At 30.5% G+C, this 15,305-nt stretch carries 15 protein-coding genes; 6 read left to right on the top strand and 9 right to left on the bottom strand.

Going from position 1 to position 15,305, the window contains the following annotated elements; genetic code table 11:
- Window positions 1-3 precede the first annotated feature (3 nt).
- Genes ICMP_RS02145 through ICMP_RS02130 form a run of 4 tightly spaced genes read right to left on the bottom strand, consistent with a single transcriptional unit; the run spans window position 4 to window position 3,781 of the window.
- Window positions 4-1,017 carry an RnfABCDGE type electron transport complex subunit D gene (locus ICMP_RS02145; RefSeq protein WP_041069471.1) on the bottom strand — a complete coding sequence of 338 codons (1,014 nt, stop codon included), beginning with the start codon at window positions 1,015-1,017 and terminating at the stop codon, window positions 4-6.
- Window positions 1,018-1,036: 19 nt separating this feature from the next.
- On the bottom strand, window positions 1,037-2,632 hold the full coding sequence (gene rsxC / locus ICMP_RS02140; protein ID WP_084121314.1) for an electron transport complex subunit RsxC: 1,596 nt from the start codon (window positions 2,630-2,632) through the stop codon (window positions 1,037-1,039).
- A gap of 27 nt (window positions 2,633-2,659) precedes the next feature.
- Complete coding sequence (locus ICMP_RS02135) at window positions 2,660-3,199, bottom strand: RnfABCDGE type electron transport complex subunit B (protein ID WP_052456827.1); 540 nt, start codon at window positions 3,197-3,199, stop codon at window positions 2,660-2,662.
- Window positions 3,200-3,781, bottom strand: coding sequence for an electron transport complex protein RnfA (locus tag ICMP_RS02130; RefSeq protein ID WP_041070147.1), 582 nt, complete (start codon window positions 3,779-3,781; stop codon window positions 3,200-3,202).
- 130 nt (window positions 3,782-3,911) lie between these two features.
- Here ICMP_RS02130 and fumC point away from each other — a divergent pair, with 130 nt between their 5' ends.
- The 3 genes from fumC to astE all read left to right on the top strand — a co-directional run bounded on the left by fumC (window position 3,912) and on the right by astE (window position 8,075).
- Window positions 3,912-5,315 (top strand): class II fumarate hydratase, encoded by a 1,404-nt coding sequence (gene fumC, locus ICMP_RS02125; RefSeq protein ID WP_052456826.1) that lies wholly within the window; start codon window positions 3,912-3,914, stop codon window positions 5,313-5,315.
- Between the two features lie 180 nt (window positions 5,316-5,495).
- Window positions 5,496-6,956 (top strand): MFS transporter, encoded by a 1,461-nt coding sequence (locus ICMP_RS02120; protein ID WP_041069468.1) that lies wholly within the window; start codon window positions 5,496-5,498, stop codon window positions 6,954-6,956.
- A gap of 144 nt (window positions 6,957-7,100) precedes the next feature.
- Window positions 7,101-8,075, top strand: coding sequence for a succinylglutamate desuccinylase (gene astE / locus ICMP_RS02115; RefSeq protein WP_041070141.1), 975 nt, complete (start codon window positions 7,101-7,103; stop codon window positions 8,073-8,075).
- A gap of 83 nt (window positions 8,076-8,158) precedes the next feature.
- Here the strand turns inward: astE and ICMP_RS02110 are convergent, their stop codons facing one another.
- From ICMP_RS02110 to ICMP_RS03475, 4 genes are all read right to left on the bottom strand, one after another.
- On the bottom strand, window positions 8,159-9,094 hold the full coding sequence (locus ICMP_RS02110; RefSeq protein WP_084121313.1) for an SDR family oxidoreductase: 936 nt from the start codon (window positions 9,092-9,094) through the stop codon (window positions 8,159-8,161).
- 78 nt (window positions 9,095-9,172) lie between these two features.
- Complete coding sequence (prmC, locus tag ICMP_RS02105) at window positions 9,173-9,997, bottom strand: peptide chain release factor N(5)-glutamine methyltransferase (RefSeq protein ID WP_041069465.1); 825 nt, start codon at window positions 9,995-9,997, stop codon at window positions 9,173-9,175.
- Window positions 9,994-11,070, bottom strand: coding sequence for a peptide chain release factor 1 (gene prfA, locus ICMP_RS02100; RefSeq protein WP_041069462.1), 1,077 nt, complete (start codon window positions 11,068-11,070; stop codon window positions 9,994-9,996). Before prfA ends, prmC begins: the two co-directional genes overlap by 4 nt.
- A 312-nt stretch (window positions 11,071-11,382) precedes the next feature.
- Window positions 11,383-11,511 (bottom strand): hypothetical protein, encoded by a 129-nt coding sequence (locus tag ICMP_RS03475; protein ID WP_269446731.1) that lies wholly within the window; start codon window positions 11,509-11,511, stop codon window positions 11,383-11,385.
- Between the two features lie 591 nt (window positions 11,512-12,102).
- Here ICMP_RS03475 and ICMP_RS02095 point away from each other — a divergent pair.
- The 3 genes from ICMP_RS02095 (at window position 12,103) to ychF (ending at window position 14,892) form a co-directional block, all read left to right on the top strand.
- Window positions 12,103-13,050: a ribose-phosphate pyrophosphokinase gene (locus ICMP_RS02095; RefSeq protein ID WP_041069459.1), complete on the top strand. Its 948-nt coding sequence runs from the start codon at window positions 12,103-12,105 to the stop codon at window positions 13,048-13,050.
- A gap of 93 nt (window positions 13,051-13,143) precedes the next feature.
- Window positions 13,144-13,725: an aminoacyl-tRNA hydrolase gene (gene pth / locus ICMP_RS02090; RefSeq protein WP_041069456.1), complete on the top strand. Its 582-nt coding sequence runs from the start codon at window positions 13,144-13,146 to the stop codon at window positions 13,723-13,725.
- Window positions 13,726-13,800: 75 nt separating this feature from the next.
- A complete protein-coding gene (gene ychF, locus ICMP_RS02085; RefSeq protein ID WP_041069453.1) occupies window positions 13,801-14,892 on the top strand; it encodes a redox-regulated ATPase YchF in 1,092 nt (363 codons plus the stop codon).
- A 100-nt stretch (window positions 14,893-14,992) separates the two neighbouring features.
- Here ychF and ihfA read toward each other — a convergent pair whose 3' ends face one another.
- A complete protein-coding gene (gene ihfA / locus ICMP_RS02080; RefSeq protein WP_041069450.1) occupies window positions 14,993-15,298 on the bottom strand; it encodes an integration host factor subunit alpha in 306 nt (101 codons plus the stop codon).
- Window positions 15,299-15,305: the final 7 nt, after the last annotated feature.

Here is a 15,305-nt window from a genome sequence, read left to right as displayed (position 1 = left end):
CAATTAATCCTTATTAGCATCATAAAAATAGAGTTCAGTATAATAATCTATTAAAGGTACACATGTATTAGCTAATAAAATTGAAAAAGCTAGACCATCATAATAATTACTAAAACTCCGAATAATCCATATTAATAAACCAATAATACATCCATAAATAAGACAACCTATATTACTAGTTGGTGATGTTACCGGATCTGTTGCTATGAAGAAACATCCTAACATAGTAGTACTAAAAAATAAATGAATTAATGGGGTTGAATACATATAAGGATTAAAAAGATAATTGATTATAGAAAAGAATGAAAGAGAAATTAATATGCTAAATGGTATATGCCAGCGAATTACACCTCTAGTAATCATAAATAAACCACCAATCATATAATTAATATTAATCCATTCCCATTTTTTAGTCATAAGTAATTGACTGTATATTATTTTTTTTAATAAAATATGATTTATCATCACATCGGCATAAAAGTTATTTTTCAAAAAAAATAATAAATTTTTTTGTATGGTATTATCAGTTACCATTTGCAATGGATATTTATTAAAAATAATCTTTATAGCTTCTAAAAACGACAGTCGATTTATTTGAAATTCATATAATAGTAATCCATGGGTTATTTGTGTAGGAAAACACACTAATATTAATATATAACCTACAATAGCTGGGTTAAAAATATTATTACCTAATCCACCATAAGAATGTTTAGCCAAGGAAATTGCAAAAAAACTTCCTAGCATAATCAACCACCATGGAGTTGTTGGCGGAACTAAGTTACCAAGTAATACAGCTGTTATCAAAGCTGAATTATCTGCAAGATTTATAAAAACAGGTTTTTTTCTTAGGATAAGAATTATAGCTTCAGTAAACCAAGCCGTAATTATAGCTATGGTAACTTGAAGGAATATACCATCACCAAAACACCAATATTGAACACTCATACTAGGAACAGCTGCTATTAAAACTAATAGCATCATATACCTAGTATTGTTATATTTAACTTTCTTCATATAAGAAGATATTGCTTTGCTATTCCATAAGACATTTATTTTTTTGTAATATAGCTAATTTTTTTTCTTTTGCTCTACTAATAGCTTCTGCTACAGCAATTTTATATTTATTTTTAGCGATCTTATCATTTTCAAGATGATTTTGTATTTTTTTTACATTATTCTCTGTTTTTAGAGTACCAGTTCTTGGTATTATGGTTTTTATTTGACAATTAGACGTTATAGATAGTTCATCTATTAAACGTTTTTGGCGTTCATGAAATCGTTTTTTTGAACAAGCTATAATTTGTTCTCTACATTTTATTTCCTGAAGCTTAGCTTTTTCTTGGCGAAAATAATTTACTAGAGAAATATTACTTGGACATACATTACTGCAGATATCACATTCTATGCATTTATTTATATGATATGCAAGTGTCTTATTATGATCACCAGCCATACTATACCAATACAGTTGTTGTGGAAGTAACCCTATAGGACAAACTTCAGCACAAATTCCACAGCGAATACATGAAGTTTCCGGAAATTTATTCGGGTGGATGTTAATTTTAGAGAAAAAAAATATAAAATTTGTCGATTTTACTACAGGTGCATTTAAAAATGTTACGCTAGTGACATTTAGAGATCTAGCTAAAATAATTAGTTGATTATTACGTTTAGATACAAGTTTATTATTATACAATATGTGGTATATTGGGGTACCAATGCGAGCCCATACATTACATGAAGAGGAAAGAGCATCTCCAGTTAATGTTGTTACTCCCTCCGTAACTGGTTCACCGTTAATAATAGCACGTTTTACTTCTCTAGCTGTGCTGGCGTTATGTATAATAATTCCAAGATCTGAAAAATTTCTTTCATGAGATAATGAAAAACCAGTTATTATTTTTATTAATTGTTTATCATTGCTATATTTATGGGGAATAAGATGTAAATATATATCTTTTTTATCACCTAGTGCTTTACTAAGTGCTGTAATGACTTGTATTTTGTTTTTTTCAATACATATTATCAACTTGTTGACTTTGAAAATCCATCCTAAAATACGACAACCTTCTAATACTTCTGCTGCATGTTCTTTTGTTAAGCTTTCTTCTGAAGTTATATATGTTTCGGAGTCTATAGCTTTAATAATAAGAGTATTGGCCTGATATGGGTTATTATTCAAGCTATTTGCTCGAGCCAAGTATATTTGTTTGATTTGCAATATTCCGGCATCATGTATTATCTGCAATAATTCATTTCTATTTTTATTTTGATACTTTGATAATTTTTGACATTTAATCCAACAATCCTCTCCATCAGGTATGATAACAATGCATATATCGGAAAATGCAGAATTATGTCCTATAGACTCTATAAATCCCGATGTTGGCGCATGAATGGGTGAAATTTTATTTGTCCCTTTTATTAATAGTTGACCACGTAACACTTTTTCACCAGGACATACACAAATTTCATTTTTTAATCCACTATGTTGTTTCAGAGGAATAATAAACTTATCTGGCAAAGTTAAATGTTTGATATCATTAAGAACACAATTATTTCTTTGTGAAATAAAAAAACTACTCTTATGTTTCAAGTGTTGATAGAATAAATAAAAAAGATTTAACATATCTTATTGAGCAAAAAAAATTTTTAATTAGCTACTATTATGATTAGTTGCAATAATGTTCACAGATTTCATCTGTATACAATTAGTAGGACATGAATGAATACATAACTCACAACCAGTACAAAATTTACCCATAACAGTATGAAGAGTTCTTTTACTGCCAATAATGGCATCTACTGGACATATCTGAACACATTTAGTACAACCTATACATGCCACTTCATTAATCCAAGCCACTTGATTCCATGCAGAATGTGCTTCATTACCATCAACTAATGATACATCCTCAATATCGAGGTTAAGTAAATAAGCAATTTTTCTAATTGTATCGTTTCCTCCTGGAATACACTTGTTGATTTGTTCATTTTTGCTAGAAATAGCATTGGCATAACTAAAACAATCGGCATACCCACATTTTCTACATTGTTTTTGTGGCAATATATCGTCGATGCACTTACTGAGATTATCACTTGGTAATAATAAAAAGTAATGGGATACATATCCCAATATGGCTCCTAATAATAAGCTTAAAATACTTATTTCGATGATACTAATACATATATTCATTTAAAAATTAATCATACCTTGAAATCCCATAAAGGCTAAAGAAATTAATCCAAGAGTAATTAACCTAATAGAAATTCCTTGAAAGGGAACAGGAATATTAGCTAATGTTAGACGTTCTTGTATACTGGAAAAAAGTATAATCACTAGCGAAAAACCTAAAGAAGTACCCAAGACATAAAATATTGTTTCTAAAAAATTACATTTTAAATCTATACTTAATAATAGGGTATTTAATATCATGCAATTGGTAGTAATGAGAGGGAAAAATATACCTAGTGATTGATAAATTAATGGATTTACCTTTTTCATAATAATTTCTACTAATTGTACCATTGTGGCTATTATTAAAACACAGATTGTATAGCGAAGATAAATCATTTGAAGAGGAACTAAAATAATTTTAGTGAATATCCAAATCCAGATTGAAGAAATAACTATCACACAAGTTGTTATACCACTAAAAATTTGAGCTATTTCAATATTTTTACCAGCTCTCATCAAAGGACACAGCCCGCAAAAATGTAATAAAACTAAATTGTTTATTAATGACGAACTAACAAATATTAAAAAAACATTTTTCATCATAATCTTTATATCAAAAAATTCAGTGATATTTTTTAATATTATAATATATTAAAGGTATTATTAATACTTTAACTAAAATATATAAATTTAATTTTTGCTTAAAAATATTAATGTGAAGGAAATAGAAATGTTGATGAATAACCGTATTGAAAGAGATTCAATGGGGGAGATATCTGTTCCCAATGATAAATTATGGGGTGCGCAAACTCAGCGTGCGCTAGAGCATTTTAGAATTTCCCATGAAAAAATGCCTAATATTTTAATATATGCTCTAGCGTTAACTAAACGTGCAGCTGCTATGGTTAACTATGATCTTGGTTTATTATCTTATGAAAAATCATCTGCTATTATTAAAGCAATCGATGAAATACTGGATAATGAAGACTTCAGTAATTTTCCATTAGTCATTTGGCAAACAGGTTCTGGTACTCAAACTAATATGAATATGAATGAGGTTATTGCCAATCGTGCTAGTGAAATACTAGGCGGTCAACGCGGTATGTTACGTTTAGTACATCCAAATGATGATGTTAATAGGGGTCAAAGTTCAAACGATGTTTTTCCTACGGCTATGCATATTGCTAGTGTCATGTCATTGCATAAAGAACTTATTCCTCAAATTAATCTTTTGATTAGTACGTTCCATAAAAAAGCACAAAACTTTAAAAATATTGTGAAAGTAGGCCGCACACATTTACAAGATGCTATACCATTAACGTTAGGACAGGAAATATCCGGTTGGGTATCTATGCTGAATCATAATTTACAATATATAAAAACCAGCCTACCATATATTTATGAATTGGCATTAGGAGGTACTGCAGTAGGAACGGGTTTAAATACACATCCAGAATATTCTGAGAGAACAGTAAAGGTTTTAAGAGATCTTACAGGAGAAAAATTCGTTCCTGCCAAAAATAAATTTGCCGCTTTAGCTACATGTGATGCCTTAGTATATACTCACGGTTCATTGAAAACTTTAGCCGCTTCTTTGATGAAAATTGCTAATGATATACGTTGGCTTGCTTCTGGACCACGTTGTGGTATTGGAGAAATTTTAATACCAGAAAATGAACCAGGTAGTTCAATTATGCCAGGAAAGATAAATCCTACTCAATGTGAAGCAATGACAATGATTTGTTGTCAAGTTATGGGCAATGATGTTTCTATTAACATAGGAGGAGCTTCTGGAAATTTTGAACTAAATGTATTTAGACCGATGATTATTTATAATTTCTTACAATCAGTTAGATTATTAGCTGATGGTATTAAGAGCTTTAATGGCTACTGTGCTATTGGTATTAAACCCAATATAAATAATATTAATTATTTACTTAATAGATCACTGATGCTAGTTACTGCTTTAACACCTTATATTGGATATGATAAAGCAGCAGAAATAGCTAAAAAAGCTCATAAAGAGAACTTAAGTTTAAAAACTTCCGCTGTAAAATTAGGTTATCTCACGGAACAGCAATTTGACGAGTGGGTTTCTGTAGACAAGATGGTGGGGGAGAAAGATATTAATTAAAAAATTTTTATAGTTTATTATGCTTATATATTTATTAGATATGCACTTATAATTAATATATTGCTATAATGGAAGTTGTATAATTTTTCTGATAATAGTTAAACAAATATTATTACTATAATTAGCGATATAAAATAAACATATATATATTGTATTACTAGCTCTGAACAAGGCAAAAAAATGAATAACAACCCATATCTTCAGTTAAAAGATAGAGATCGTCGTTGGATCTTAATTGCATGTCTGCTCACAGTATTTATGTCTTCTGTTGAAGTAACTGTTGTGTCTACAGCATTGCCCACGATTATAACTAAGATGGGTGCTTTTGTTAATTTTGGATGGATTGTTTGCGTTTATCTTCTAACACAAGCGGTAAGTATACCTCTTTATGGTCGATTAGCAGATATGTTAGGACGTAAAATAATCTTTATAATAGGTATTTCTATTTTTCTTACAGGATCTGTATCATGTAGTTTATGCAATACAATTGTCGGCTTAATATGTTGTCGAGCATTTCAGGGATTAGGAGCTGGAGCTATAATGCCCTTAAGTGTTACTATTATTGCCGATCTTTATCGTGTCACACAAAGAGCTCGTCTACAAGGTATGACGTCTACAGTTTGGGGAATATCAGCTATAATAGGTCCCTTAATAAGTGCTTGGTTATTACACAATTTCAAGTGGTCGATTGTGTTTTTAATTAATGTTCCTATTGGTTTGGTTGCTATATTAATATTAATATATTGGTTACCGGATTATAAAGTTACTAAAATAGATCATTTAAATTTATCCGGATGTTTGTTGTTAGTAGTATGTATTAGTTCCTTGTTAATTGCGGTGTTACAAAATAACCAATTAGGATATTGGATGTTATTATTGTTGATAATATCACTAGTTGCAGGTTTAATGTTTAAACATAATGAACAAACTGCTAAGGTACCTGTATTTCCATATATTATATGGCAAAATAGTGCTATTTACTTGTGTAATATTGGCAACGTAATTATTGGTGTAGTCATGATGGGAGTTACTTCTTTTCTCCCCACTTGGATTCAAGGAATTGCAAATGGTACATTAGTAAACGTAGGATTAATACTTGCAATGATGTCTATAGGATGGTCATTAGCTAGTAACTTAAGTGGTCCTTTAATGCACAATACCTCATATCGTTTTAGTGCTCAGATAGGTTCTGTATTACTCATTACTGGTAGTATTCTACTAGTATTAATAAATACAAAAACTTCATTAATACAATTGGGATTAAAGACATTTATTGTTGGAATGGGTATGGGAACTATTAGTACGACTTTTGTCGTATCAGTGCAAAATCATACCCATCAGAATGTGCGTGGTATTTGTACTGCTTCTATAATGTTTAGTCGTATTTTTGGTTCGGCACTAGGAACAGCATTAATGGGAGCAGTACTTCATTACAATCTCGTACGGCTTTTGCCTGAAATACACGATCCTATAAAGCAGATTATATCAGTAGATTATCGACATTTATTATCTATAAATGATCTAGAAAAAGTGGTCAGTCAAGTAGCGTTATCTCTTCATAGAGTATTTATAGTAGGTTTGTTAACCTCTCTTATAACATTATGGATTGCTTGTAAGTTACCCAATTCTAAACCGGAATAACAGACAGTAAATATATCACTAATCTAGCATTCATAAAAATCATATTTAATAACATCTATTACTAAGTATGCGTCTTTAAGAAGATTATTTGAATTCATTAGTGCTTGGACTATTTATTATATGATAATAGAGGAATTTATGGAAATATGGGATTTTTTACAACAAACTTTATCAGGAAAAGTTCCTATAATAAAATGTAACGAAAATACTTTCTTAAAGTGGAAATGGTGGGATGAAGGTGTTTTAGAATTAATACCGCATAATAATATAACACAACAAACAATGGTAATATCTTGTGGGCTTCATGGAAATGAAACAGCACCAGTAGAAATGTTAAATAAAGTATTGAATACTTTAATACATGGTAAACAACCTTTATATTTTCACCTTTTAGTTATTTTAGGTAATCCTGCCGCCTTAAGAATAGGAAAACGTTTTGTTGATTATGATATAAATCGTCTATTTGGAATAAACTGCTATAAAATGGATAAACACCAAGAAAATAGACGTGCTAAGCAATTAGAAGAAGTTATTAAAGAATTTTGGAAAAATAGTGCTAAGAAGATACGTTGGCATATTGATCTACATACCGCTCTGCGGAGATCATATCATACTAATTTTGGAATTTTACCTCTCAAAAAAGATATGTATTCCAAAAATTTTTTAGATTGGTTAACAGCAGCTGGCTTAGAAGCATTAGTATTTCAATCTATGTCTAGCAATACTTTTACTAATTTTAGTTGTGAAATTTTTAATTCAAATAGCTGTACATTAGAATTAGGAACAGCAAAACCTTTTGGTAAAAATAATCTAGCCCAAATTAATATAACATATATTGCATTAAGTCGATTGCTTTCTTATGGCACTATATTAAAACAATTCAATATAATTCCTCAACATTATAGAGTTACCCAGCAACTAATTAAACTTAGTAAAAAGTTTGTACTACATATGTCAAATAATACTCTTAATTTTACTTCATTTAGGCAAAATACTTTACTCGCAGAAGATGGTTTAACTCGTTATTTTGTACAGCAAGATCATGAATATATTATTTTCCCAAATCCAAATGTATCTATTGGTCAACGAGCTGGTTTAATGTTAAAAATAGAAGAATAAGCTGTTCAAAATAGTATATTCAATTAATAAATTAAATATTACTGTTCGATATATAACTAAGTTAAAATAAATTACATAAAAAATTAAAAAATTCCATTCCCACCATCAGAACCCCATATTTGTCCAGAAGTATAACTAGCTTCTTTAGAAGCCAAAGTAACATAAATAGTTGCAATTTCTGCTGGCTGACCAGGGCGACCATAAGGAGTTTGCTGACCAAAAATTATTAGTTTTTCTAGTGGCTGCCCACCGCTTGATTGTAATGGTGTCCAGTAAGGTCCTGGAGCGACTGCATTAACCCGTATATTTTGTTCTGCCAGTTGTTTAGCTAATCCTTTAGTAAAAGCTATAATAGCTGCTTTTGTTTGAGCATAATCCAGTAAAATAGCGCTGGGTTTATTTGCTTGAACTGAAGAAGTATTAATGATACATGATCCTGCTTTTAAGTATTCTAAAGCTGTTTTTGTTATCCAAAACATGGCATAGACATTAGTTTTGAAAGTTCGATCGAAAGATTCTGTAGTTAGTTCAGCTAGTGACCTAGAATACTGTTGGTGTGCGGCATTATTAACTAAGATGTCTAATCCACACATTTGCTTAGCAGCATTATGAACTAAATTTTGGCAAAATGCTTCACTAGTTATATCTCCAGGAATAGTTATAGCTTGACCTCCTTCAGCTAAAATTAGCTCTTTTACTTCTTGAGCATCCGATTCTTCTTCTGGTAAATAATTAATAGCGACGTCTGCTCCTTCACGTGCATAGGCAATGGCAACCGCTCGTCCTATACCAGAATCACCACCAGTAATTAGAGCTTTTTTACCTAATAAACGATTACTACCTTTGTAGCTTTGTTCACCATGATCTGGACGGGGAATCATTTTACTTACCAGACCTGGAGCATCTTGTTGTTGAGATATGAATGGTGGTGCAGGATAAGTGTTGTGTATTGGGTTATTTACTATTGACACTGTTTGATTTTTCAGATTTTTTTTTAATTTTTCTGTATTTTTATTCATAATTTTATCTCTAATCTGATTAAAGAATCAACATAATGATGTTATGTATGTTACCAACATTGACATAGAAATATTTATTTAATACTTACGTCCTAAAGTAACCCGATTATATCCTGAATAATCTTCATATGTATTAATATCAAAATACTTCTGTTCACGAAATAGGTTATATACTTGCTTACCCTGTTGCCAACCATGTTCTAATAACAGCCAACCACCAGATTTAAGCCAATTAGAAGATTGATTAATTATATAACGCAAGTGCATTAAACCCATTTCCGGAGCAACTAAAGCACTGGGTGGTTCAAACCTAACATCGCCTTTTTTCAAGTAAGGATCATTAATATCAATATAAGGAGGATTACTAACAATCACGTCAAATTGTCCTGGGGGTAATTTTGAAAACCAATTACTTTGTAAAAAATAAGCATTTAAATTTAATCGTATAGCATTATATTGTGCTAATGATATCGCGGCTTTAATTATATCAATTCCTATAATTATACAGTCAGGACGTTCGCTTTTTATTGCTAAAGCAATAGCACCTGTACCAGTACCAAGATCAAGTAATCTGGCGGGAAATGAAGGCATATGTAATAGAGATAGTTCTACTAATATTTCTGTATCTGGACGAGGTATCATTGTAGAATTATTAACATGAAAAGACAAAGACCAAAACTCACGTTGACCCAACAAATAAGCGATAGGTTCTCCTTTTGCTCTTCTAAAAAGTATGGAATCAAGAGCTATTAATTGATCAAAAGTTAACAAGTGATCATTAAAAGCCATTAACCAAGTGCGTGATTTACCTAAGATATGACTTAGTAAAATTTCTGCATCACGATATGAAGATTCACTCATTAATATTGTTTTGGCATAGTTAAGCCAAGATTTAATATTCATTGTTCATATTCAAATAATTGATCTGCTTTATGCTCTTGTAATATAGGTTTGATGATATTATCAAGCCGACCATTCATTATTTCATCTAATTGATAAATAGTAAGATTAATACGATGATCCGTGACTCGACTTTGAGGAAAATTATAAGTTCTAATTCTATCAGATCTATCTCCACTACCTAATAAATTACGACGTTGAGAAGCTTTTTGAGCTTGACGCTTTGCTTTTTCAATAGCATAAATACGATTACTTAGGACTTTTATGGCTTTAGCTTTATTTTTATGTTGAGAACGTTCATCTTGACATTCTACTACAATACCTGTGGGTATATGAGTTACACGAATAGCTGAATCCGTCGTATTTACATGTTGCCCACCAGCACCTGAAGATCGAAAAGTATCAATTTTTAAATCACTCATATTAATTTCAGGTAAATCTGCTTCTGGCAATTCAGGAATAACTGCTACTGTACATGCTGAAGTATGGATACGACCTTGGGATTCAGTTTCTGGCACTCTCTGAACCCTATGACCTCCTGATTCAAATTTGAGACGACCATAAGCACCATTACCATTTATTTTAGCAATTATTTCTTTATAACCACCTTGTTCTCCTTCACTAACGTTTAGAATATCTACATTCCAAGAACGTTCTTCAGCATACCGACTATACATGCGAAAAAGATCACCTACGAATATCGCAGCTTCATTTCCTCCTGTCCCGGCACGTATTTCAATAAAACAAGGGTATTCATCTTCAGAATCTTTTGGTAATAAAAGCAGTTGTATTTGATGTTCTATGCTCTCATTTTTTTTTAATAGATCTTTTAGTTCTTCATCAGCAATTTCACTTACCTCAGGATCTGCTATTAATAACTTTACAGTGGCTATATTTTTTTGTAATTCTTGCCACGCACTAAAATGAGTTATAATATCATTCAATTGAACATATTCACGCGAAAGTATCTTAAAGTATTTTTGATTAGCAATCACATTAGCATCACTCAACAACAATTCTATTTCTTTATAGCGTTCCTGAAGTGCTTCTAGCTTAGAAAGAATAGATACTTTCATAATGTTATTATTTTCCTTATAGCTCAAAATTATCCTAATATTATATATAAATATATGGATGAAAAATACATTGTTTTAATAAAATTTTATTTATTAAATATGCTTAACACATATAACATTAAAAGATAATATTAACTTAATTTTTATTATAAAATGATAATATATTGGTTATACCTTAATGGTAGTCCACAAGATGATGGCTATCATCTACAAACTATCTTTCAGTTTCTTAATTATGGTGATATTATTACATATAATGCCTACTAATAGTAATTGTTATCTTAAAATAATTACTATAAATGGCATAAAAACTCAAGAGAATATCATTATTAATGCTGCAGAGCTATTAATAAAAACTGCTAAACATTTATAATGTTTGCCAAATACAAGATACTTACCAAGAGGAGGTGGACTTTGAGGATGGTCTTCTAATGCTGCCACTGTGTTACTAAATAAACTATGGTATACTAATCCATTGCAGAAACTAGCAAATATAATTACTTTTTTTATAACAGGTACTGCGGATTTTGCATAAGGTATTGGATAAAAGCTACAAACGGTAACATTAGTGGAAAATTGGTCTTCAATAACAAATCTAAATATTAATATATATAAGCAAAATATTTTTAATTATCCTAACTTAATTAGGTATTCTCCTATTTGCTCATTAGAGAAATGATTACAAATTTTTAGTAATGATATGTAAATATGTGCTAATAAAACGTTTTCATCTCATTTATAAACAATTTGAGTGCATATCTCATAGAGACGAGACTAACAGGGACCCTGTTATTGAATTTTTATCAGTTTGCTAATAAAACTTCTGTTATTAATGTTATCAACAGAGTGCCTAAATGGATAAAGGTATTTGTGGCGTACAGTTATAGATTACCAAATATTTTTGCATAGAATATTACTAAATGCTTACTAACTATAATACAATAAAACAAATTTATACATGCTCTTTAACTTTATTTAGGATTCTTACCTTACCCTAGAAGCGTATTTATTTTTTTAATTAAGGTTATTATAATGCCTGATATGAAGATATTTGCAGGAAACGCCACGCCAAAACTAGCAAATCTCATTGCTAAGCGATTATATACTCAATTAGGTGAAGCTACTGTTAGTCGTTTCAGTGATGGAGAAATTAGTGTGCAAATAAATGAAAATGTAAGAGGAGATGACATATTTATAATCCAGTCCACTTGTGCTCCAACAAATGATAATTTAATAGAATTAGTTGTAATGATAGATGCATTACGTCGTGCATCGGCTGGTAGAATAACAGCAGTGATCCCTTATTTTGGTTATGCGCGTCAAGATCGACGAGTGCGTTCGGCTCGAGTACCAATAACTGCAAAAATAGTAGCAGATTTTCTTTCTAGTGTGGGTGTAGATAGAGTATTAACTGTTGATTTACACTCAGAACAAATTCAAGGTTTTTTTGATATTCCTGTAGATAATGTTTTTGGAAGCCCCATTCTTTTAGAAGATATGTTTGAACTTAATCTAGAAAACCCTATCGTTGTATCTCCAGATATTGGTGGAGTGATAAGAGCTAGAGCTATTGCCAAATTACTTAATGATGCTGATATGGCGATCATAGATAAAAGACGTCCACGTGCCAATATATCTCAAGTAATGCATGTTATTGGTGATGTACTAGGAAGAGAATGTGTTTTAGTTGATGATATCATTGATACGGGGAGTACACTTTGCAAAGCTGCAGAAGCTTTAAAAGAGCATGGAGCTAAACGTGTCTTTGCTTATGCCACTCATCCGGTTTTTTCTGGAAATGCTATGGATAATTTACGTAAATCTATGATCGATGAAGTTGTAGCCTGTGATACCATTCCACTATCTAAAGAAATAAAATCATTATCAAATGTTCGAACTTTAACTCTATCAGGTATGTTAGCTGAAGCTATTCGTCGTATTAGTAACGAAGAATCTATTTCCGCTATGTTTGAACATTAGCTTTTCTAAGAAAATAAAAATATATACTTATAATTACTAAATGTGTAGTTAATACAGTATATATTAAAAATTGACTAGGAAATATTAAATAAAATGAAATTAATTATAGGACTTGCTAATCCTGGTAAAAAATATATTTTTACTCGTCACAATGTTGGAGCATGGTATCTAAAGCTATTAAGTCTGGTATATAAGGCATCTTTAAAAAGCAAAAAGTATTTTTTTGGAGATATAGCATGTTTAAATATATATGGAGAAAGTGTATTACTGCTAATTCCTAATACATTTATGAATTGCAGTGGTAAATCAGTAGCTGCTGTAGTCAATTTTTACCAAATTGAATATAATAAAATTTTAATTGCTCATGATGAACTATATCTTCCACCAGGTACGGCAAAATTTAAACATGGTGGAGGACATGGTGGTCATAATGGTTTAAGAGATATCATTAGCAATCTAAATAATCATAATGATTTCCATAGATTACGTATTGGTATTGGTCATCCTGGAAAAAATCAAGATATTGCTAATTTTGTATTAGGAAATCCATCTCTTAACGAAAAGAAACAAATAGATGAGGCTATTCATGTAGCTATATCTTCGACAGAATTATGGTTAAGAGAGGAGCATATAAAAGCTATGAATCATCTAAATTCTTTTAAGTCATTATTATAAAAATACTTTTGTACTCATTACGTAACGTAATAAACGTGTTCTTTTATATAAAATTAATTATTTAGGTAATTTATCATGGGATTTAAATGCAGTATTATAGGATTGCCTAATGTCGGTAAATCCACTATATTTAATGCTTTAACTCACGCCAATATCAAAACCGATAATTTTCCTTTTTGTACTATTGAACCTAATGTGGGTGTAGTATCAGTACCAGATTATCGTCTTGATCAAATCGCCACAATTGTCCAACCACAAAAAATAGTTCCTACTTTTATGAAATTTATGGATATTGCTGGACTTGTTAAGGGTGCATATAAAGGAGAAGGTTTAGGTAATCAATTTTTAAATAATATTCGTGATACTGAAGCTATTGGCCATGTAGTACGCTGTTTTGAAGATGAAAAAATCATTCATATTTCTGGAGCGGTAAATCCGATAGCAGATATTAAGGTAGTTAATAATGAATTAATTTTATCTGATATAGAAATATGTGAACGATCAATACATCGTCTACAGCAAAACAAAAGAAAGGTTAAGGAAAATATAACAGAGGAAATTAACGTATTAGAAAAATGCTTATGGCATTTAGAAAAGTCAAATATGCTTCGTTCTTTAGAGTTAAGTTATACAGAAAAAAAAATTATTGCTCCGTTAAAACTTCTTACTTTGAAACCCATAATGTATATTGCAAATATTAATGAAGATGGTTTTCAGGATAATCCATATTTAGATCAACTATATATTATTGCTCAAAAAGAACATGCTGTTGTAGTTCCAATCTGTGCAAAGATTGAATCTGATATTGTCAAATTAACGAAAACAGAACGACATCAATTTATGTTAGCAATGGGTTTAAAAGAACCTTGTATAAATTGTCTGATACGCCATGGATATAAGTTACTAGGATTGCAAGTTTACTTTACTGTTGGTAAAAAAGAATTGCGCGCTTGGACTGTTCCCTTAGGTGCTACAGCTCTTTATGCTGCTGGAAAAATTCATGAAGATTTTAAAAAAGGATTCATAAGGGCTAGGATCATCTCATTCAAAGATTTTATTGATTATAAAGGTGAAAAAGGTGCCAAAGAAGCTGGTAAAATGAGATATGAAGGGAGAGAATATATTGTACAAGATGGAGATATCATCAATTTTTTATTTAATGTATAAAACATTAATACTACATTGATTTTAATAAAAATATTATTCATATGAATTAAAATAACTTACTTATAAGTTTTTCTGACTAAGCACGTTCTGCTTGTAGTATTTATTTGATTTGATTCTTTGTTAAAGCTTTTTCAATACGTACTTTTAGTTTATGTCCGGGACGAAAAGTAACTACCCGACGTGCAGTTATTGGTATATCTAGTCCGGTTTTAGGATTTCTGCCTGGTCTTTTATTTTTATTACGTAAATCAAAATTGCCAAATCCAGATAATTTAACGGTCTCACCTTTCTCTAAAGTACATCTCACTTCTTCAAAAAAAAGATTCACTAATAATCTTGCTTCTCGTTTACTTAGCCCAACTTTGTTAAATAAATATTCTGACATTTCAGCTTTTGTAAGTGCCATAAAATTC

The organism is Candidatus Ishikawaella capsulata Mpkobe, assembly GCF_000828515.1.
GTDB classification, from domain to species: Bacteria; Pseudomonadota; Gammaproteobacteria; order Enterobacterales; family Enterobacteriaceae; genus Ishikawella; species Ishikawella capsulata.
The sequence above is the reverse complement of the archived record's forward strand: the minus strand, read 5'-3'. Positions and strand labels throughout refer to the sequence as shown.